The sequence below is a fragment of the Terriglobia bacterium genome (assembly GCA_035712365.1).
Classification (GTDB): Bacteria; Acidobacteriota; Terriglobia; order UBA7540; family UBA7540; genus SCRD01.
The window spans coordinates 46417-67506 of the sequence record DASTAW010000052.1 but is presented as its reverse complement, the minus strand read 5'-3'; the positions used below and the strand labels follow the sequence as shown (position 1 = coordinate 67506).

The following is a 21090-nucleotide window of genomic DNA, read 5'->3' as shown; positions in this document are numbered from 1 at the left end:
CGATTCGTGAGTAATCCCCTACCCGCGCCGTCACTCAAGGCAAGGCTTCACGATTGCTTTGACTTCGCCGCCCTCCTTCATCGATGCGCCAGTTATGAGGACATCTTTCATTCGGAGTGCAGTACAGTGGCTGGGTCAATGGTTATCGCGCGGACGACCGGCGGCAGAGCAGCCAGCAGAGCGGCGGCGAGAATGATGAGCGAAGGAAGCGCCAGCATCGCCGGGTCGGTGGGCTTCACCTGATAAAAGAGCGACTCGACGTAGCGTACGGCAGCCATGCCGAGCGCGAGACCTCCCAATGTTCCCGCCAACAACATTGAAAAGACGTCGGTGGTGACGTGGCGGGCGATGCTGGCAGCGGGCGCGCCGAGCGCCATCCGAATGCCGATTTCACGCCGCCGCTGGAGCACGGAATAGTTGAGCACGCCGTACAGGCCCAGACCGGCAAGCAATAAAGCGACAATGGCAAAAAACATCGCCAGCCTCGCGAGGACTCGCTCTCGAACGGTGTGTGACCGGTCAATTTCGGTTTGTGTGCGCACGTTACTGACGCGGAATTCAGGTCGGAATCGCGACACTTCCCGCCTCAGAGTTGAAGCCAGCGCGAGAGGGTTGGGGCTGGCGGTGCGGATGATGAAGATCGCTGTGCCCCTGGGCTGCAACGCACCCTGGGCGTCAAGAGCGCGAAATGGAAGATACGCCTGGGGCAAAACAGGCTCACGCAGGCTGCGATAGCGGGCATCGCGCACCAGACCCACGATTACGCAGCGATAACTTGGGCCCTGATCGAGCAGCACTTCAAAGGACTTGCCCACGGGATTTTTGCCGTTGAAGAAAGCTTTGGCGAAGCTTTCGTTCACGATAGCAGCGCCGGGATAGGTGTCGCTGGGGAGAAAATCTCTTCCTGCAAGGAGAGGAATCTTCATGGTTTCCATCCAGCCGGGCGAGGCGCTCAGGAGGTAGGCCAGAACTCCGTTTGAAGGAGCGCCGTTGACCGAGACGTAATTGTTCCAGCTATCGTTACCCAGTAGCGCGCGGTCGGCGATGGCGACCCTTTCCACGCCCGGCACCTCCCGCAGATGTTCGGCCACCTGACCCCAATATTCCGGCGACTGCGGGCTTGCTGCCACGGTTTCCAGGGTCAGGATCCGTTGGGCGGAAAAACCCACGGGCTCATGAGACAGCCGCTCGAAGGTGCTGACAAACAGGCCGGCCAGGAAAAGCGCCAGGAAGCAAAATGCGGTCTGCACGGCGACCAGGCCGCGCATCAGGCGGCGTCGAGAATGCGGGTTGTCTCCACCTTTCAGCGCGCTCACGGGCTTGATTCCTGAAGCGCGCAACGCCGGCGCCAGGCCAAACAGCAAAGTGACACCGATGGTCAGCGCCAGACCGAACCCGAGCACACGCCAGTCTGCGGGGAGAACCAAGCGCACGGGATTGTCCGGCGGATTGATCATGCTGATGACGAGCGGCGCGGACCACCATGCGAACGCCCCTCCGATGGCCGCCGCGAACAGCGCGATCCAGGCGCTTTGACCCAGAACCATTTGCACCAGCCGCCGCCGTCCCGCGCCAATCGAGACGCGCAGCGCCATCTCGCGCGCCCGTGACGCCGCCTGCGCCGTCATCAGGTTGGCGACGTTCGCGCAGGCGATGAGCAGAACGAGCACCACCAGGACACCGAGCGCAGCAAGCGGCAGCCGGTATTCACCCTGCAGGTCCGACACACCGGCCGCAGCGGGCTCGAGCAGCACTCTCTGGTTCAGAAAATTTTTGATCTGCTCTTTGCTGACGCCGGTGAATGCTTTCGCCCTCTCGGCTTCGAACGTTCGAGAAACCGACTCCAGTTTCGCGCGAAGAGGTTCGTGGGCAACACCGGGCTTCACTCGCGCCAGTACCCGGATCCAGGTCGAATCCGAACGAGCGACCCGGGGATTCATCATTGTGGGGATAAAGATATCCGTCATGGTTCCCGGTTCCGTGCCCGTGAAATGTTTGGGGCCTACGCCAATCATCTGGTAGAGCTGATTGCCCATCCGGAAGGTGCGCCCGATGACTTTGGGATCCTGGCCGAAGCGGCGCGTCCAATAGTCGTAGGAGAGCACGGCGTAGGGATCCGCGCCGAGTTTCAGGTCATCACTTGTGGTGAACAGCCGGCCCAGGGCAGGCCGCAGTCCGAAGGACCCAAACATCCAGCCCGAAACAAATTGCCGGTTCGCTTTCTCCATTTCCCGGTCCGAGCCGTAGGTGAGATCGACGCGCTCGATATACGAGATGGCGATCAAATTGGCCTGATTTTTCACCGCGGCACGCATCAGCCGGAAGTCCGGATAAGCCCAGCCGTCGAACGTCTCGGGTTTGCCATCCCAGCCAATCCCGTGGCGGGCCAGAGCGTACAACTCCGCAGGGTGCGCGACGGGCATCGGGCGCAGCAACAAGGCGTCCACCAGCCGAAACGCGCCGGCGCAGGCCCCGATGCCAAGCGCCAGCGAAAGGATGGCCGCAGCGGAAAAGACTTTGTTCTTCCTGATTTGCCGCCAGCCGAAGATGGCGTCGGGGCGCAGCGAATCGAGCCACACCATCAGGCTGGCGTCCCGGCACTCCTCCCGCAGCCGCAGCGCCGGGCCAAAGGCTCGCCGCGCTTCTGCCGGGTCGCAGCCGTGCTCGATGGCCTCTTCGATGTGCGACTGGAACTCTTCGTCGATTTCACGGTTCAGCCGGTCCCCGCGAAAGACATTTGCGATCTTTGACCATAACGACATTTCACACCGTCCTTAGAACTCGATTCACAGCCGCGGTCACCGCCGACCAGCGAGACTCTTCTGCCGCAAGCTGTTTCTTGCCTGCCGCGGTCAGTTGATACAGGCGCGAGCGCCGCCCGTTATCTTTGGTGGTCCATTCCGCGCGAATCCAGCCTGCCTCCTCCATGCGGTGCAGGGCCGGATAGAGTGAGCCTTCCTCCACCTGGAGCACTTCACCGGAGATCGCCTGGATCGCCGACATGATGGCGTAGCCGTGCAGGCGCGGCCGCCGCGACAGGGTCTTGAGCACCAGCAGGTCCAGCGATCCTTGCAGTGAGTCGGTTTTGGGCATATGCAATCTCACACTACCTAGACATCTTAGTACCGGAAAGGTTATCAGAGAAACTGCGCGGGCGCAACGGGGAATCTGCCACGGCCCATCGGCCCTCAGCCGTTGTTCAATCGGGGCGGGAGAAAGGAGTGGATCGCGCGCCGATGTTCCGCTTTCCACCCGCTTGCACAGCCGATGCGTGGATGCCGTTCGGTTTTTCAAGCCGGTAAATGGCTGCGATATGGGGATGATTGAGCGAAGCCGGCGCGCGACGCTGGGGAGCGGATTCCTGTAGCGCCAGATTTCAGCTCGCCACAAGACTCAAAATGCCGGCCTGGAGATGGTCGCTGTAACGCCGGAGGGCGAGACCTTTAAGCGGCGCGGGCGTTCAACTGTTCGAGCATCCTGCGCTTCATTTCCCGCTTCGATTGCGGCATTTTTTCTTTCCAGCGCGCCGCCAGCAGGAACACGTTTGTGGGGTAGGCCGTGAAAAACCATTCCGGGTAGGGGACCATTTCTTCAGACTCTTCATGATTCGGGAGCGCGGTGAGGTTCACCATTGTGGCGGGTCTGACGTCCCGGGTTGCCGGTTTTCGAGCTTCGAGATCGCCCGGCCCACGAGGAAGGCAGCCATAGCCAGCGCGATCACCGATTCCAGCGGACGGCGTTTCACGAAGCGCTTGCCTTTGTCCACGGAAGTTCGCACGGAATGCAACTCGAGGCGGAGAAGGCGTTTTCAGGTAGGCGCGTCCCTCCGCCACGCCCGTATGTTACCGGCTGGAGGCTGCTACCAGCAGCGGATTCGTTGAACGTCAAGGCGTCGTATTATTCGCATACAGCGCGGGAAACGCTATCTCGCGCCGCGGGATTGCGCCACGCTCGGGACGGCGCTGACCGTACGAGCGCGTTACCGCGCCAGTCCTGCTGACTTACCAGCGAATTCCGACTGTGATGGGGACGATCTTGGTGGCTCGCGATTGCGTTGAGATATAGTGGAAACGCGCCTCGACGAACAATTTAGCGCCGCCGTTTCCCACACGAAAGGTGACGCCTTCCCCGACATTGCCGCCCCATCCGACCCTTGTGATGGTTCCAATGATGGTCTTGGCCTGATAGGTTACCGGGGTGATGATCCCGAAGAAGGGATCGAAAACGAGCACCGTCTGGAGTGTAGGCTCGGTGAAGTTCACTACGCGGCGGTAATACCCTCCGCCGCCGATGAAATAGAGCCCAACCCGCCCGTCGGGATTGACGCGAAGCTCGGGATTGAGAGTGAAGCCCCAGATGTGAGCGTCTGCGCCAGGCACATTAAATTTGCGTATCACCGAGTTGTTGACTCCAAGCCCCGTATAGAGCACCTGGAAGACAACGCCAAGGTTCCGGTTAAAGTTGAAACCGGCGCCTCCCGTAACATTCCATCCCGTAGAAAGCTCATCCTTGGTTGTGCCGACGGTGGGGGTCGCGCCGCCGCCAAAATCAAAATTCCATCGGTGGAAAGGGGCTGTTTGCTGCCCCAGGACGGGGACCGCCGTCGAGAGGAGCAGGACCGTCAGCGCCGCCACCATGCCGCGAAGACCGGTTTTCACCATCACTTTTCTCCTTTCTGATGAGCATTGGCGGCCCTGGGCACGAGACGCCGCCGCGTTGACGTAAAGGTCCTCAAGCTGCCACCAGCCAGGACCCGTTCAGGCCCTCCCCTGCTTGTCTAAATGTCAATAATAAGTGGCCGCTTAGCCTCGGCACAATTCGGGAAAGCTGGTAGTTGGCTCTACGTATTCTTACGAGTGGCCTGGTACGTTGGCGCCCGGAAGATACTGAAACAAGGAGACCTTGCTAACTAAAGTAATTCTTCGTTTGCTTTGCTCCCCGAGTTCACTTACGCTAGTTTGCCCCGGAGGAAGCTCCATGCCCACATACGTTCTTGCGCTTGACCAGGGGACCACGAGTTCCCGCGCCATTCTTTTTGACCGCGACGGCCAGACGCGCGCCGCCGCCAATCAGGAATTCAAGCAGTATTATCCGCAGCCCGGCTGGGTGGAGCACGACGCCGAGGAAATCTGGCAATCGCAGCGGGCCGTGGCGGAGAAGGCGCTGGCCGAAGCCAAGGCCGGACCGGAAGACGTTGCGGCCATCGGCATCACCAACCAGCGCGAAACGGTGGTGCTGTGGGACCGCGCGACCGGCGAACCCGTCTTTCACGCCATCGTGTGGCAGTGCCGGCGCACGGCGCCCATGTGCGACCGGCTGCGCGCGGAGGGTTATGACAAAGTCCTGCGTTCCAAAACCGGCCTGATGACCGACGCCTACTTTTCCGGCACCAAAATCGCCTGGCTGCTGGAGAACGTTCCGGGTGTTCGAGCGCGCGCCGAACGCGGCGAACTGGCGGCCGGGACTATCGATACCTGGCTCATCTGGAAACTCTCCGGCGGAAAGGTCCACGCCACCGACGTCTCCAACGCCTCGCGCACGCTGGTGTTCAACATCCATTCGCTCGAATGGGACGAAGAGATTTTGAAACATTTTAAGGTTCCGCGCGGGTTGCTGCCGCAGGTGAAGGAATCGAGCGGCGTGATTGCAGAGACGGAAATCTTTGGCGGCCGGACTGCCATTGCCGGAGTCGCTGGCGACCAGCAGGCATCGCTTTTCGGGCATCAATGTTTTGCCAAGGGCAGCGCGAAAAATACTTATGGCACGGGGCTGTTTCTGCTGATGAACGCGGGCGAGGAGATTCCAAAATCAGATTCGGGCCTGGTGGCGACGGTGGGCTGGGGGCGCAATGGGAAGACGACCTATGCTCTCGAAGGCAGCGTGTTTATCGCCGGCGCGGCGCTGCAATGGCTGCGCGATGAGATGGGACTGATCAAAAGCGCCGCAGAAAGCGAGGCGATGGCGCAGGCGGTCGCGGACTCCCACGGCGTCTATTTTGTTCCGGCGTTTGTCGGCCTGGGCGCTCCGCACTGGGACGCGTATGCGCGCGGTACGATTGTGGGGCTGACGCGCGGCAGCAATCGAAATCACATTGTGAGGGCGGCGCTCGAATCGATCGCCTACCAGACGCGCGAGGTGGTCGAGGCCATGGCAAAAGATACCGGCGCGCGGCCGGCAGCGTTGCGAGTGGATGGCGGCGCGGCCCGGAATGATTTCATGTGCCAGTTCCAGGCGGATATTCTCGGTATTCCGGTGGAGCGGCCCGTTACGACGGAGGCTACGGCGCTGGGCGCGGCTTATCTGGCGGGCCTCGCAACCGGCTTCTGGAAGAATGAGAGGGAATTGGCCTCGCAGCTCAGGATCGCAAGGAGATTTGAGCCCGCCATGCCCGAATCGCGCCGCAATGAGCTCTATGAAGGGTGGCTGCGCGCCGTGGAGCGCGCGAAAGGCTGGGCGAAGGCGGAGTCGTGAAGGACTACGAACTGCCGCTCTTTGGAGGGACCGCATACATTCCAAACTGCGGAATCCCGCAATGCGGGACCGCCACCGCCTGACTGGAAGAGATTTAACCGCAGAGATAGCACCCCGTCGCTGGAAAAGATTTAACCACAGAGAACACAGAGGCCGCAGAGACGGCAGGCCTGAAGCCGCCGCTAAGTCGGGAAGCATCACTGCGGCGCCGCGTGAAACCACTTGACGCTTCTTTCACTTGTGGGCTACCGTCATAAGGTTAAACCCCGGTGTTGATGCGCTGTTCCGGCCCTCGAGCCGGACTCCTGGCGAACCGCCGAAGACGCGAATCGCAACTCTTTTGATCAGGCACGCGGCAAGGTTCACGTCCTGCAGCCGGAAGCCATCGCCCGGTTTGAATCGACCACATCCAAATGAGCGAGCAGATTATGGAGCTGTTCGAGCTGACCAAGGCGTTGGTGAACATCGAATCGATCACGGGCAACGAAAAGGCCTGTGGCGAATTCCTTGCGGACTACCTCGCGGAGCACGGTTTTGAGACCACGCTGCAGCCGGTTGAGCCGGGACGCTCGAACGTGTTTGCCACACTCGGACGCCCGGACGTGGTGCTGAGCACGCACATGGATACGGTGCCGCCATTTATCCCCGCCAGCGAAGATGAGGAGTGGATCTACGGCCGCGGTTCCTGCGATGCCAAGGGCATTCTTGCCTCGCAGGTGATTGCTGCTCGTGGTCTGAGGGAGGCGGGTGTTCGAGACTTTGCCCTGCTGTTCCTGGTGGGAGAAGAAATCCTGAGCGATGGCGCGCAGAAAGCGAACGAGCAGCCCCCGGACACGAAATACATCATCAACGGCGAGCCGACGGAAAACAAGCTGGCGGTGGGGACCAAGGGCATTCTGCGCATCGACATCGAGACCCGCGGCAAGGCGGCCCATTCCGCCTATCCGGAAATGGGTGAGTCGGCCATTCTGAAACTGCTGGACATTCTCGAAGACGTGCGTCGCATTCCGCTGGCGGAAGACCCGGTGATGGGGCCCTCGACGGTGAACATCGGAGTAATTGAAGGCGGCAGGGCCATCAACGTGGTTCCTGACCGCGCCTCCGCGAAGGTCCTGTTCCGCACGGTCAACGCCACCGAGGAGTTGCGCGAGCGCGTGGAAGCCGTGGTGAGGGGCCGATGCGAGTACGAATTCGTGCGCGACACCAAGCCCATCCGGACGGAATATTTCGAGGGATTTGAAACCGATGTTGTCTCCTTCTCGACTGACCTGCCAAGCCTGACGCGATGGGGGCGTCCACTGCTGCTGGGCCCTGGCTCGATTCGCATCGCCCATACGGACCACGAACGCGTCCCAAAGTCGGAGATGCTCCGCGCCGTTGAACTTTATACGCGCCTGGTGAAAGAATTAAAGAAACGCATCTAATGAGGATTGCATAATAGAGTGACGGCCTTGAAAATTGCCGCCGGGACGGCGGCGCTACAGCGAAAACGTAAGGAAGAAGTGTTATGAAAAAGATCGAGGTTGGAATCCTGGGCGCCACGGGAATGGTGGGCCAACGCTTTGCGGCGATGCTGGAACATCATCCGTGGTTTCAGGCGGCGTGGTTTGCGGCGTCAGACCGCTCGGCCGGGAAAAAATACGTGGAGGCGTGCAATTGGCGCCTGCGGACTCCCATGCCTGCCGGCGTGCGTGACATGGTAGTGGAGGAGTGCAAGCCGGGCAACGCTCCGCAACTGATTTTTTCCTCACTCGATTCCAAGGTGGCGGGCGAGGTGGAGAAAGAATTTGCGCGCGCGGGCCACGTGGTGGTCTCCAATTCCTCAAACCACCGGATGGATGCCGACGTGCCGCTGGTGATTCCAGAAGTCAACCCCGACCACCTGGCGCTGGTCTACGAGCAGCGCAAACACCGTGGCTGGAAGGGCATGATCGTTACCAATCCCAACTGCACCACGGTGGGACTGGTGATGTCGCTGGCGCCGCTGGAGCGCGCCTTTGGCCTCGAAAAAGTCCTTGTGACCAGCATGCAGGCGGTTTCAGGCGCAGGTTATCCGGGCGTGCCCACGCTTGACATTCTGGGCAACGTGATTCCACATATCGGCGGCGAAGAAGAAAAGGTGGAGCACGAAGCCCACAAGCTGCTGGGCAAGCTCCAGGACGGCCATGTGGTGAAGGGCGACTTCATAGTGAGTGCGCACTGCAACCGCGTGCTGGTGGAAGACGGCCACCTGGAAGCCGTGTCACTCTCGCTGCGGGAGGAAGCGAAGCTGGAGGACCTGATCGAGGCGTGGAAACAATTCCGTGCGCTGCCGCAGGAGCGCAGGCTGCCGACGGCGCCCGCGCATCCCATCATCGTGCGCGATGAGCACGACCGGCCCCAGCCGAAATTCGATGTGGACGTAGAGGGCGGCATGGCGGCCGTAATCGGGCGCGCGCGGCGCTGCCCGGTGCTGCAATTCAAATACATCACGGTGAGCCACAACACCGTGCGCGGCGCGGCTGGCGCGGCCCTGCTGAACGCCGAGCTGATGAAGTCCGAAGGATACCTGGATTAGCCGGATGATTTGGCAGCGCAAAGTCTGCGGTTTTCAGACTCTGCGGTTCCTGACTCTGGACCGTCGGCAAGCCGCGGAGTTTCTGGGATGCGAAACTCCGCGCTGCGCGTTCGTTTCCACCGGTTGCTTTTTCATCATTCATAATTCAGAATTCATAACTTAATCTCTCCGATCCCGAATCGAAGCGCCATGTCTGCATCAGGCTCGAACCCGAATGCGCCGCCCCGCAACCTCAACCTGGCATTGCTGGGCCACGGGAAGATGGGAAGCGCGGTGGCGCGCATCGCTCCCGAGCGCGGTTTTGATCTGCGGCTCATCCTGACGATTGAATCGAATCCCGACGGCGTGGCCATTACGGAAGAAAACTTCCGCGGCATCGACGTGGCCATCGACTTCACACAGCCTGACGTGGTGGTGGAGAACATTCGCCGTGTGGCCCGGCTGGGCGTCAACCTGGTGGTGGGAACCACGGGCTGGGACGAACGCCGTGCGGAAGTGGAGAAGATCGTCGCCGAGAGCGGCATCGGGCTGGTGCATGCCGCCAATTTTTCCATCGGCGTGCAGCTTTTTTACCGCCTGGCGCGCGAGGCAGCCAGAATTTTTGCGCCTTATTCGATGTATGATCCCTACATTGTTGAAGCCCATCACAAATTCAAGAAGGACGCGCCCTCAGGCACCGCGCTCGAGCTCAAGCGCCGCGTCGAACCCCATCTGCCCTCGCGCGACATTCCCACCTCCAGCGTGCGCGGCGGTTACATTCCCGGCATGCACGAGCTGGGATTTGATTCTGAAACCGATTCGGTGATTGTCCGGCACGACGCGCGCAGCCGCCAGGGATTTGCCGAAGGCGCGCTCTATGCCGCCCGTTGGATGGCCGGCAAAAAGGGTATGTTTGGCTTCGACAAAGTTCTCGAATAGATGGCCGCTCAGTTGGGTTTGTGGGACGGGCGCCCCGCCCGTATTTCTATCAGTAGACACGGCCAAGATGGCCGTGCCACAAAATGGACACGAAACTGGGCCACCGCCCTCTAAGAACAGCAGTAGCCTCTGCCACCGTAGTCCTTTATAATCGTATTTTCCACAGAAAACGGTTTGGGGCTGGAGGAGGCCTTTATGAGATTCGACATTCGGGGCTGCGGCACCGCGCTGGTGACGCCCTTCTTACACGACGGCACTCTGGACGTTGATGCGCTGCGAGGACTGATTGATTTTCAGCTCAGCGAGGGCATCGACTTCCTCGTCCCTTGCGGGACCACCGGAGAAGCGCCGACGCTCGAGCACGAAGAATATCTCGGCGTGGTCCGCGTGGTTGTGGAGGAAGCGCGAGGCAAAGTTCCGGTGATCGCGGGCGCGGGCGGCAACAACACGAAAAAGGTTTGCAGCCTGGCACAGGACCTCCAGACGCTGGGCGTGGATGGGATCCTGTCCGTCGCGCCCTACTACAACCGGCCTACTCAGGAAGGCTTGTACCAGCATTTCGCTATGATTGCCGAATCCACCGACCTTCCGGTGGTCCTCTATAACGTGCCGTCACGCACGTCTTCAAACATCCTGCCGGACACAGTGGCGCGGCTGGCGGAGATTCCGAACATCGTGGGCATCAAGGAAGCGTCCGGGAGCATCACGCAGCAGATGGAAGTGTTCCGCCTTGTCCCCCCGAATTTCAGGGTCCTCTCGGGAGATGACGCGTTTACGTTTCCACTGATGGCATTGGGTGGGGCAGGAGTGATCTCCGTGATCTCGAACGAGGTCCCGCGGCAGATGACCGCCCTGACCCGCCTGATGCTGGAAGGAAATTACGACGAGGCGCGCAAGCTGAACGCGGGCCTCCTGCCGCTGATGCAGATCAACTTTATCGAAACGAATCCCATTCCGGTGAAGGCGGCGCTCGCCATGATGGGGAAGATCAAAGAGGTTTACCGGCTTCCCATGTGCGCGATGAAGCCGGAAAACCGCGCCAGGCTGGAAAAAGTTCTGGTGGAACAGGGGCTTCTCCAGACACAGAAGGTTTGAAAACGACAATCTCCATCCCCGATCCGCTCTTCCAGGCTGCTGAACGCGAAGCGGCGCGCCGAAGGATTTCACGGAGCCGCTTTTATTCCATGGCCCTTGCTTCCTATCTGAAATCGCAGCGCGCCAGGAATATCAAAAGGGCGCTCGATGCCGTTTACGCCGGGGAGGATTCGGCCCTCGATCCGGTTCTCGCGCGCCTGCAGAGCGAGGCGATCGACCGGGAGGAGTGGTGATGCGAGCCAGTGAAGCGATCGGAGCAAGAGCGCCTATGACACTACAGCAGCGCATTGAAGAACTTTTCGCGCGGCAGTCGGACCACTACGGCGAGGAATATTTCACTGCGTTTGAGGAATTCAAAAAGGCCTTGAACGAGGGCCATGTGCGCGCGGCCGAACCGGATGGGGAATCGCCCACCGGCTGGAAAGTGAACGCCTGGGTGAAGAAAGGCATTTTGCTGGGATTCAGGATTGGGCGCGCGGAGCAGATGCCGCCGGCGGGCTTGCAGTTTCGCGACAAGCAGACGTATCCGTTGAAGCAGATTCCCGCTGGGCAGAATGTTCGCGTGGTACCGGGCGGCTCATCCATCCGCGACGGCTGCTACATCGGCAGGAACGTTACCTGCATGCCGCCCATGTACGTGAACGCGGGCGCCTATGTGGACGACGGAACGATGATTGATTCTCACGCGTTGGTGGGCTCCTGCGCACAGATCGGCAAGCGGTGCCACCTGTCTGCGGCGGCGCAGATCGGTGGAGTGCTGGAGCCGGTGGGCGCGCTGCCAGTGATTATTGAAGACGACGTGCTCGTGGGAGGCAACTGCGGCGTCTACGAGGGCGCCGTGGTGGGCAGAGAAGCGGTGCTGGCCGCCGGAACCGTTCTGACAGGCTCGACGCCGGTTTATGATCTGGTGCGTGACGCGGTCTATCGCCGCGAAGGCGAGCGGCCGCTGATGATCCCTGCTGGTGCGGTGGTGGTCCCCGGGGCGCGCGCGGTGACGCACGGACGCGGAAAAGAATGGAACCTTTCGCTTTACACGCCGGTCATCATCAAGTACCGTGACGAAAAAACGGACCAGGCCGTAAGGCTCGAAGATCTGCTTCGCTGAGGAGCTGCGATGGCTGGGAGCAACCTGGTTGCTTGCACTTCGCGGGCGCGGACCACCCCTTCGCGCTTCTGGCCGCGGCGATAACTGAAAGCTATCCTGGCAATAAAAATTTGGAATTTCACTTTCAGGCGACTGGGACCCTATGCTTGGCGGATAAGGAGAAATCCCATGCAATCGCGATCCGTTCTGGTCAAGGCGCCAGCCACGGTGGGGAATTTTGCCGGCGCGATGAACTGCGCCGCGCTGACGCTGGATGCCATGTTTAACATGAAAGTCACTCCCAGGCTGGACGGCCATGTCGGCATTCGATACTTCGGTGAGAACGGTGATCGCGTACGGCGTGACCGAACCAACCTGGTGGTTCGGGCGATGGAAACAGCTCTCCATTTGAAAGGCTTGGAATTCAGCGGCGCGGATTTTGAAATTTACAGTTCCGTCCCGGTAGGAGTGGGAATGGGCTCGAGCACCGCGGCGGTGCTGGCCGGATTGATTGCGGCGGACAGGCTCTATGGGCTGGGAATGAACGAAAAGACGCTTTTTGAACTGGCGCAGATTTACGAAACGCGAATGGACAACTTGCACGCCGCCTGGCACGGCGGGTTTGTGGCCTGCGTGGGGGAAGGGCCGGTGCGGGTGGTTCGACGGACCTTTGTGCCTGGAGATGTTGTGCTGAGCGTTGTTACCCCGGAAATTGGGTCGCTCGTTGCGGCTGCCGAAGGCGGGAACACGCCGGAGGTCGCCGGGCAGGATGCGTCGTTCCACTTTGAGCGTGCCCGGGCGCTCGCAGACCTGTTTTCGCTGCCGGGGCGGCGCACCACAGCGGGACTGGATCCCGTGGGATCTCCAGCGAATCGGAAGACGGCGCCTGGATTGGAAGAAGCTCTCAAAGTGAGTATGGACGGAGTGATGGGAGTTTTCGTCTGCGGGTCTGGCCCCGGTGTGGGAATTTTGAGCCGGCAGAATGCGGACCGGGCCATCCAGGCTGTGCGGCAGTGCTTCCTGGAGAACGGGACCGCATCAACTTACGGGACGTTCAGGCCAACCAATCTGGGAGCACAGGAGCTGAATGGTGCAATGCCCCAGATCACCTTTCCTGCCTTACGCCGGGCCGAAACTGGCGCGACGAGCGAATCGCTGTCTTAATTCACGCCGATATCGAACAGCGCTCCGATTTCAGTATCCCAGAGTCCTGGCTGGGACGTAATGGCCGTGCAGGTTGCGGCCCGCCTTCGAAAACTTCGGCGACATAAGGGCGCTGTTCGGATGGTGTTTTGCGGCTTTGGCGAGGTAAAACATCGGAATGTCGAACCCGTGGCTGGCCGTGCCTCTCTCCGAGTACGAGCGACACATGATTTCTGTGCGCGTAGGTCAACTGGAGGTCCTTTCAGACCTGTTCTCAACAGTGGTGCGACGCTGCCGTCCAAAATCGGTTGCGATACTGGGAATTGCCGGTGGAAACGGACTCGACCACATAGACAGGGGCATCACCAGCCGGGTTGTTGGAATCGACCTGAACCCCGTATACCTCGAAGCTGTCCGTCGGCGCTATCCGGGTTTGCCAGGTCTTGATCTCCGCTGCGCCGATTTGTCTGAAAAGCTTGTTGACCTGGAACCTGTCCAGCTTGTTCATGCGGCTTTGATTTTTGAGCACGTGGGAATTGGACGCTGCCTGGAGAACGCCACATCGATAGCCGCTCCCGGCGGGAACTTATCCGTTGTGCTCCAGTTGCCGGCCGACGGCGGAGAACCAGAGGTTGCGAGCCGGTTTTCTTCCATCCGCGAGCTAAAGCCTCACTTTTCACTGGTCAGTCCCGCCTGTCTTTGCCAAGAACTCGATGAGCGTGGCTTCCACATGATTCACCGGACAACCCGTCTACTGCCCGGACGCAAAGGATTTTGGATGGGGATTTTCTCTGCTCCCATTTCGTCGCCTGTGTAGCGGCGAGTTTACCTCGCCATATGGCGGCGTAAAGCCGCCGCCACGCGTGCGGACCAGTGCCGAAACACAGGCTCGGCTCAAGTTGCCGAGTATTAGAGGCTCGCCCGCAATGACAGTGCGAATAGGTTTGACCGGTTGGAAATCTCTCTGTTATCGTATCGCTTTACTCTTTTATGGGAGAAGACTTCTAAGTAATGGGAAACGTTAAGGTTACCTTGCCAGACGGCACTCAAAAAGAATATCCACAGGGCACAACTGCTGGCGAAGTGGCGCAATCGATCGGAGCGGGGCTTGCGAAGGTGGCGCTGGCAGCCAAAGTGGATGATCGCCTTGTGGATCTGAGCGCGCCTCTCGAAGCCGATAGCGCTTTCCAGGTGATAACGCCTTCATCGCCGGAAGGATTGACGATCTACCGGCACTCCTCGGCTCATCTGCTGGCGGCTGCGGTACTCGAGCTTTTCCCGGACGCGCACCCCGGCATCGGACCGCCGACGGATACGGGATTCTTTTACGATTTCTACCGCGAAAAACCTTTTACCGAGGCTGACCTGGCCCGGATCGAAGCCAAAATGAAGGAGCTGGCGGACGCCGACATCCCGTACGAACGGGTCTATTTCCCCAAGGCGGAGGGGCTGAAGATTTTCGAGAAGATGGGCGAGTTCCTGAAGTGTGAGCTGATTGAGGAAAAGGCGGAGCCGGTCTTCTCGGCCTACAGGACGGGGAAGTTTCTGGATTTCTGCCGCGGCCCGCATATTCCTTCAACAGGCCGGATCAAGGCGTTCAAGCTGCTCAGCGTTGCCGGAGCGCACTGGAAGGGCGACGAGAAGTCGCACCCGATGCAGCGGATCTACGGCACGGCGTTTTTCTCCAGGAAAGATCTGGACGAGTTCATCAACAAGCTGGAAGAAGCGAAGAAACGCGACCACCGGCGCCTCGGCAAGGAACTGGACCTGTTCAGCATTCAGGAAGATGCTGGGCCGGGCCTGATTTTCTGGCATCCCAAGGGCGGCATCATCCGCAAGGAGATCGAAGACTGGCTGCGCGAGCAGCTTATCGCGCATGGCTACGATATGGTCTATACACCGCACGCCATGCGGCTCCATTTATGGGAAATCAGCGGCCACACCAATTTTTACCGCGAGAACATGTTCGGGCCGATGGAAGTGGAAAATGACCGCTATCAGCTCAAGCCGATGAACTGCCCGGGCCATATTCTTATCTATAAGGATCGCCGCCGCAGCTATCGTGAGCTGCCCATTCGTATGGCGGAGCTTGGGACGGTTTACCGCTACGAGCGTTCGGGCGTGATGCACGGGCTGCTGCGCGTGCGCGGGTTCACGCAGGATGACGCGCACATCTTCTGCATGCCGGAGCAGCTCGAAGGCGAAGTCCAGGATTGCATTGAATTCGCCCAGTTGGTCCTCCAGACATTTGGCTTCGACCGGTTTGAGGTGGAACTCTCCGCGCGTGATCCCGAGCATGCTGAGCACTACGCCGGGACAGTGGAGGAATGGAACCTGGCCGAAGGCGCGTTGATGAACACGCTCAAGAGGATGGAGATTCCCTACAAGTACATGCCGGGCGAAGCTGTGTTTTACGGTCCGAAAATCGACGTCAAGCTGGTGGACGCAATCGGACGGCCCTGGCAGTTGACGACGGTCCAGTTTGATTTCAACCTGCCGCGCCGGTTCGGACTGGAATACACGGCCGCGGACGGCAAGCCGCACACGCCTGTGATGGTCCATCGGGCGCTCCTGGGATCCATTGAAAGGTTTTTTGGCGTCCTGATTGAGCACTACGGGGGCGCGTTCCCGGTCTGGCTCGCGCCCGTGCAGGCGGTGGTGCTGCCCATCAGCGAAAAGCACATGGATTACGCCCGCCAAGTGGCCGCCGAGCTGCGCGCCGCCCGCATCCGCGTGGAGCTGGACGACCGGAACGAAAAACTGAACGCTCGCATCCGCGATGCGCAGCTCCAGCGCGTCCCCTTTATGCTGGTAGTGGGCGACCGCGAGGCGCAGGGCGAAGGGGTGGCCGTGCGGAGACGGGACACGGGCGACGCGGGTTTCCGCCCTCTTTCGGAGTTCAAATCTTACCTTCGCGAACTTATCGACACACGGGCCAATAAATGGTAAACTTTGGAAAGTGGACGATAAAATCAGGACTTACCTTAAGGCAAGAAGTACCAACATTGTTCTGAGCTAAAATGGTCCATGGGACCAGGAGGGCATTTATCAGTCGGAATTTCGTTCGAATCAACGATAGAATTCGCGCCCGGGAAATTCGTCTGATCGACGAGGATGGCAACCAGGTTGGAGTGATGCCGCCCTTTGAAGCCTTGAAGATTGCACGGGAACAAGGTCTCGACCTGGTGGAAGTGGCGCCTCAGGCAAATCCGCCCGTCTGCCGCATTATTAATTACGGCAAATACCTGTACCAACTGAGCAAAAGGCAGCATGAAGCCCGCAAGCACCAGAAGGCCGCCGGACTGAAAGAAGTGAAGATGCGTCCTCGCATCTCGGTCCATGACTATGAGACCAAGCGGAACCGCATCACTGAGTTTTTGAAGGAAGGAGCGAAGGTCAAGGCTGCCATCATGTTTCGTGGGCGCGAAAACGCGCACCGGGACCTGGGCTGGGAAATGATGCGGCGCCTGGCAGAAGACCTCAGCGAAATAGGACAACTGGAGATCGGCCCGCGGCAGGAGGGGCCGAACTTGTCGGCCATCTTTTCTCCAAGAAAGCCCACGGCTAAAGCGGGGAAGTCTCCCGCGCGCCCAGCCAGCCAACGCGCACAGCAGCCGCAGGAGCAGGAGCAGCCGAAACCTGCGCCCGTGCATGAAACCTCCGGAGGATAGTTTTGCCTAAGATGAAACTGAAGACGCATAAGGGCGCTGCCAAGCGGTTCAAGCTGACTGCCAGCGGAAAAGTGATGAGCGGCCACGCAGGAGCCCGCCACATTCTGACCTCAAAGACGCGGAAGCGCAAAAGGAAGCTCGGAGCGTCCTCCGTGATCGCGGGCGCTGATGTCCATCACGTGAAGGCCATGCTGCCGTACGGCCGCTAAGCTAATCTTTCTGAATACACGCTCAAGAGAATATCTGGACGGGTGCTGGTGTGGCACGCGGCGTGGAGGGGCATTCGAGCTTGCCGGCGGAGTCTCGTAAGTGCCACTACACCGGAACGGCACACCTGATCTATAATGCTTTACTTGCTGTAAGCGGTGTTTTGCGGGTGCGGAAGGGCTAAGGGCAGGGTGCCTTTGCTGCCCCGAAATTCTCTGAAAGGAGTAAACCCATGCCAAGAGTCAAGCGCGGAACTGTGCGCCGCGCCCAGCGCAAGAAGCTCGCCAAGCTCACCAAAGGCTATTTCCTCAAGAAGAGCAAGCTCTACAAATTCATGAAAGAGGCCGCGGACCGCGCGGGGCGCTTTGCCTATCGTGACCGCCGGCGCAAGAAGCGGGACTTTCGCCGTCTCTGGATCGTGCGGATTGGCGCGGCCGCGCGGCAGCACGAGCTGACCTACAGCCAGTTTATTCACGGGTTGAAAAAACTGGGCGTGGAGCTTGATCGCAAATCTCTCGCCGAGATGGCTGCCATGGACCAGCCGGCTTTTGCCGGGCTCGCAGCCCGGGTGAAGACGGCCTTGAAGGCAGGCTAAGATATGTCCGGATCCGAAATTGAAAATCGGATTCCCCCAAAGAAAGCTGGAACGCGGCCAAGGATGCTGATCGCTCACAAGGCCGCCAAGACACTGAAGGACCTCGGCATCAGTACTCCTGAGGCCATCAGCGAGTTGTTCGCCGAGGTTGCGGCGCATCTGGACGACGAGCGGCAGGCGCTGGTTGCGCAGGGCGCCTCCGATGAGCGGGAGCGCGGCCAGAAGGTCAAGGACCTGCGCGACCGCTGGCTGGCACGCAAGGGCGGCATCGTCTCGCTGATCGACGAAAACTGGCTGAAAACGGCCTCAAAAGAACTAAAGCCTGCGGTGGGCCGCGCATTCAATGAACTGCGCCGGCATGCGGCTTCCGTTGATGCTGAGGAACTTCTTCAGGAGGTCCCGGTCCGTGGCGGCGCGGCGCGGGCGCGCGGAGCTGCCGCCGATGCCGGTCCTGCCGCGAGCTGTTTCGACCTCACGCTGCCGGGTTACCGAAGACCGCTGGGCTCCGTCCATCCCGTTACTCAGGTGATGCGGGAGATCGAAGATATCTTTCTTGGGCTTGGGTTTTCCATCGAGTCGGGGCCGGAAATCGAATCGGTCTATTACAATTTTGATGCGCTCAATATTCCCGATAGCCATCCGGCGCGGGATGACTGGGACACGCTGTACGTGAATTCTGAAACCGTGTTGCGCACCCACACATCTCCGGTGCAGATTCGCGCCATGGAGAAGCACGGGGCGCCACTTTATATCCTTTGTCCTGGGAAGGCCTACCGGCACGACAACCCGGACTCCACACACGCCACCATGTTCCACCAGGTGGAGGGGTTGGCGGTTGATACCGACGTCACCTTTGCAGACTTGAAGGGAACGCTGGATTATTTTGCAAAAAAATTTTTCGGCGACCGGATCAAGACCAACTTTTCTCCCAGTTTCTTCCCCTTTACGGAGCCCAGCGGTGACCTGTCCATCAGTTGCGTCTTCTGCGGCGGGGAAGGCTGCCGGGTCTGCAAGGAGAGCGGCTGGGTTGAGGTGATGGGCTGCGGAATGGTGCACCCGGACGTGCTGCGGCACGGCGGCATCGATCCGGAGCGCTACTCCGGCTGGGCGTTCGGGCTGGGCGTTGAGCGCTTTGCGATGATGAAGTATGACATCAACGATATCCAGCTTTTCCACCAGGGTGACGTGCGGTTTCTGGAGCAATTCTGACAGCCCCATTTCCTGCCGCTGGCTTGCGCGGGTGATCGCAGTTCTTTTTTGAAGAATCGCAAATGAAGGTCTCCCTGAACTGGTTGAAAGAATTCGTGGAAATTCCGGTGGATGCCCGCCGCCTGAAGGCCGACCTCATTTCCATAGGTCTGAATGCGGAATCGTTCCGGGCGGTGGGTGAAGACGTCGTGTTTGAGGTGGAAGTCACCAGCAACCGGCCCGACTGCTTAAGCCATTACGGCATAGCGCGGGAAGTTGCGGCGCTCTATCGCAAGCGGCTGGCGACGCTCCAGTTCACTTGCAAGGAAATCAGCGCGCCGGCATCCACCGAGGCCTCCATCGAGATTCTGAATCCGGAGCTCTGCGCGCGCTATTGCGGCCGCGTGGTCCGCGGCGTTGAGGTTAAGCCTTCGCCGGAGTGGCTGGCGCGGCGCCTCGAGGCCATCGGCCAGCGCCCCATCAACAATGTTGCCGATGCTACCAACTACGTACTCATGGAGCTGGGCCATCCGCTCCACGCATTTGACCTGATGCGCCTTGAAGGGCACAAAGTGGTGGTCCGATCCGCCCGGCCGGGAGAACATTTGCGGACCCTGGACGGCGTAGACAGAACGCTTGCGGCCAGCGACCTGGTGATTGCGGACTCCAGTCGCCCGGTTGCTCTGGCGGGTGTCATGGGCGGTGAAGCATCCGAGATCTCCGGCCGCACTCATACGGTTTTGCTGGAGAGCGCCTGGTTCGATCCTGCGAGCGTCAGACGCACTTCGAAATCCCAGGGCCTGCACACGGAAGCTTCACACCGCTTCGAGCGCGGCGCCGACATTGAGATGGCCCCGGTAGCTCTTGACCGCGCGGCGATTCTGATTGCCCAGCTCGCAGGTGGCGAGGTCCTGCGCGGGGCGATCGATGTTTATCCCGTTCCCCGGTGGCGGACCCATATCGAACTACGGCGAAAGGAAATCCACCGCATTCTGGGGGAGGAAGTCCTTTGGGAGGAAGTCGAGCGAGTGCTTCGCGCGCTCGGCTTTAAGGTTGAGCGCCGGGGAACCGAGGGCTGGCGAGTGACGCCACCGCTGGCACGCCTGGACGTGGACCGGGAAGTCGACCTGATTGAGGAAGTGGCCCGCCACTACGGCTACAACCGGTTACCCGCTCGAGTGCGCCGCGCACCGCCTCGGCTCGCCACGGACGAGACTCGGGAGAAAGAACTCAGAATTAGTGGCACGCTGGTGGCGCTCGGATACCGTGAAATTATTCCCCCTGCCATGGTCGATCCAGAGGAGAACGCGAGATTCACGGACCGTCCTCCGGTGATTCTGGAGAATCCGCTCAGCCAGGATGCTTCCGTCATGCGGTCCTCCGCGATGCCGAGTATGATCCATACGGTGAAGTGGAACCTCGACCGTTACCGCAGCGACCTTCGCCTTTTTGAGATGGGAAAGGTCTACAGCGCGGAGGACAAGGGACTGCCCGATGAGCGCCGTGTGCTGGTGCTCGGTGCAACTGGGAGCCGCGAGCCCGGGACAGTAGACAGCAAAGGACCGGCGATCAGCTTTTTCGATTTGAAGGGTGAGGTCGAACAGGTGCTGGACGATTTTGATTTGCCCAGGCTCAGATTTGAGTCCTTTCAAATTGAATACCTCGAGGAAGGGCTTGCCGGCCGGTTCCTTGCGGCGGACGGAGCCATTGCCATGCTGGGTCGCCTGAATGAAGGCTTGGCGCGCGGCTACAAACTGCGGCAGGCCGTGTGGGTGGCGGAACTCGATCTGGACGCTTTGCTGCGGGCCCCCTTAAACCAGAAAAGTTTTAAGTCGATTTCAAAATTTCCGCCAGTCGAGCGCGACTTTTCGCTGGTGCTGCCCGGCAGCACCTCGTACGGGCGGCTGGAAGAAGCGATTCGAGGGCTGGGGATTGAGGACCTGCAATCCGTGAAGCCGGTTGAACGCCGTTCCAGTCACGAACTCCCGGAAGGCACGATTCCAGCGGGGCACGCGAGCCTGCTGTTGCGCATCACATTTCAAAGTCCGACGCGCACGCTGGCGGGCGATGAGGTTGAACTTCAAAGTCGTCGAATTATTGACGCCCTTGAGCCCTTGGGGATTCAAATTCGGGCGCAGGGATAAACGGAGGGAACGGGGCA

General features: G+C 60.1%; 20 protein-coding genes. 15 read left to right on the top strand and 5 right to left on the bottom strand.

Annotated features, from left to right (window positions below; translation table 11 throughout):
* Positions 1–107 precede the first annotated feature (107 nt).
* The 5 genes from VFQ24_16515 to VFQ24_16495 all read right to left on the bottom strand — a co-directional run bounded on the left by VFQ24_16515 (position 108) and on the right by VFQ24_16495 (position 4661).
* Positions 108–2762 (bottom strand): ABC transporter permease, encoded by a 2655-nt coding sequence (locus tag VFQ24_16515; protein HET9179960.1) that lies wholly within the window; start codon positions 2760–2762, stop codon positions 108–110.
* A 1-nt stretch (position 2763) separates the two neighbouring features.
* Complete coding sequence (locus VFQ24_16510) at positions 2764–3093, bottom strand: PadR family transcriptional regulator (protein HET9179959.1); 330 nt, start codon at positions 3091–3093, stop codon at positions 2764–2766.
* Between the two features lie 350 nt (positions 3094–3443).
* The gene (locus VFQ24_16505) at positions 3444–3632 is read right to left on the bottom strand and encodes a hypothetical protein (protein HET9179958.1); all 189 of its coding nucleotides are present in this window, start codon (positions 3630–3632) and stop codon (positions 3444–3446) included.
* Positions 3626–3778, bottom strand: coding sequence for a hypothetical protein (locus VFQ24_16500; GenBank protein ID HET9179957.1), 153 nt, complete (start codon positions 3776–3778; stop codon positions 3626–3628). Before VFQ24_16500 ends, VFQ24_16505 begins: the two co-directional genes overlap by 7 nt.
* A 223-nt stretch (positions 3779–4001) precedes the next feature.
* Complete coding sequence (locus VFQ24_16495) at positions 4002–4661, bottom strand: outer membrane beta-barrel protein (protein HET9179956.1); 660 nt, start codon at positions 4659–4661, stop codon at positions 4002–4004.
* A 316-nt stretch (positions 4662–4977) separates the two neighbouring features.
* Between VFQ24_16495 and glpK the strand changes: the two genes are divergently transcribed.
* From glpK to pheT, 15 genes are all read left to right on the top strand, one after another.
* Positions 4978–6471: a glycerol kinase GlpK gene (gene glpK / locus VFQ24_16490; GenBank protein HET9179955.1), complete on the top strand. Its 1494-nt coding sequence runs from the start codon at positions 4978–4980 to the stop codon at positions 6469–6471.
* Between the two features lie 413 nt (positions 6472–6884).
* Positions 6885–7895: a M20/M25/M40 family metallo-hydrolase gene (locus tag VFQ24_16485; GenBank protein HET9179954.1), complete on the top strand. Its 1011-nt coding sequence runs from the start codon at positions 6885–6887 to the stop codon at positions 7893–7895.
* Positions 7896–7978: 83 nt separating this feature from the next.
* Positions 7979–9028, top strand: a complete 1050-nt coding sequence (gene asd, locus VFQ24_16480; protein ID HET9179953.1) for an aspartate-semialdehyde dehydrogenase — start codon at positions 7979–7981, stop codon at positions 9026–9028.
* A 189-nt stretch (positions 9029–9217) separates the two neighbouring features.
* Complete coding sequence (locus VFQ24_16475) at positions 9218–9946, top strand: dihydrodipicolinate reductase C-terminal domain-containing protein (protein ID HET9179952.1); 729 nt, start codon at positions 9218–9220, stop codon at positions 9944–9946.
* Between the two features lie 195 nt (positions 9947–10141).
* Entirely contained in the window at positions 10142–11041 is a 900-nt protein-coding gene (gene dapA, locus VFQ24_16470; GenBank protein ID HET9179951.1) for a 4-hydroxy-tetrahydrodipicolinate synthase, read from the top strand.
* A complete protein-coding gene (locus VFQ24_16465; protein ID HET9179950.1) occupies positions 11038–11274 on the top strand; it encodes a ChpI protein in 237 nt (78 codons plus the stop codon). Before dapA ends, VFQ24_16465 begins: the two co-directional genes overlap by 4 nt.
* On the top strand, positions 11274–12146 hold the full coding sequence (locus VFQ24_16460; GenBank protein HET9179949.1) for a 2,3,4,5-tetrahydropyridine-2,6-dicarboxylate N-succinyltransferase: 873 nt from the start codon (positions 11274–11276) through the stop codon (positions 12144–12146). Before VFQ24_16465 ends, VFQ24_16460 begins: the two co-directional genes overlap by 1 nt.
* A gap of 168 nt (positions 12147–12314) precedes the next feature.
* Positions 12315–13289: a hypothetical protein gene (locus tag VFQ24_16455; protein ID HET9179948.1), complete on the top strand. Its 975-nt coding sequence runs from the start codon at positions 12315–12317 to the stop codon at positions 13287–13289.
* A gap of 157 nt (positions 13290–13446) precedes the next feature.
* Entirely contained in the window at positions 13447–14085 is a 639-nt protein-coding gene (locus VFQ24_16450) for a class I SAM-dependent methyltransferase (GenBank protein HET9179947.1), read from the top strand.
* A gap of 194 nt (positions 14086–14279) precedes the next feature.
* Positions 14280–16217, top strand: a complete 1938-nt coding sequence (gene thrS, locus VFQ24_16445; protein HET9179946.1) for a threonine--tRNA ligase — start codon at positions 14280–14282, stop codon at positions 16215–16217.
* A 71-nt stretch (positions 16218–16288) separates the two neighbouring features.
* The gene (gene infC, locus VFQ24_16440) at positions 16289–16939 is read left to right on the top strand and encodes a translation initiation factor IF-3 (GenBank protein ID HET9179945.1); all 651 of its coding nucleotides are present in this window, start codon (positions 16289–16291) and stop codon (positions 16937–16939) included.
* 2 nt (positions 16940–16941) lie between these two features.
* Positions 16942–17148: a 50S ribosomal protein L35 gene (rpmI, locus tag VFQ24_16435; protein HET9179944.1), complete on the top strand. Its 207-nt coding sequence runs from the start codon at positions 16942–16944 to the stop codon at positions 17146–17148.
* Between the two features lie 230 nt (positions 17149–17378).
* Positions 17379–17741: a 50S ribosomal protein L20 gene (rplT, locus tag VFQ24_16430; protein ID HET9179943.1), complete on the top strand. Its 363-nt coding sequence runs from the start codon at positions 17379–17381 to the stop codon at positions 17739–17741.
* Positions 17742–17804: 63 nt separating this feature from the next.
* Positions 17805–18950 (top strand): phenylalanine--tRNA ligase subunit alpha, encoded by a 1146-nt coding sequence (pheS, locus tag VFQ24_16425; GenBank protein ID HET9179942.1) that lies wholly within the window; start codon positions 17805–17807, stop codon positions 18948–18950.
* A gap of 62 nt (positions 18951–19012) precedes the next feature.
* Positions 19013–21073, top strand: coding sequence for a phenylalanine--tRNA ligase subunit beta (gene pheT / locus VFQ24_16420; GenBank protein HET9179941.1), 2061 nt, complete (start codon positions 19013–19015; stop codon positions 21071–21073).
* Positions 21074–21090: the final 17 nt, after the last annotated feature.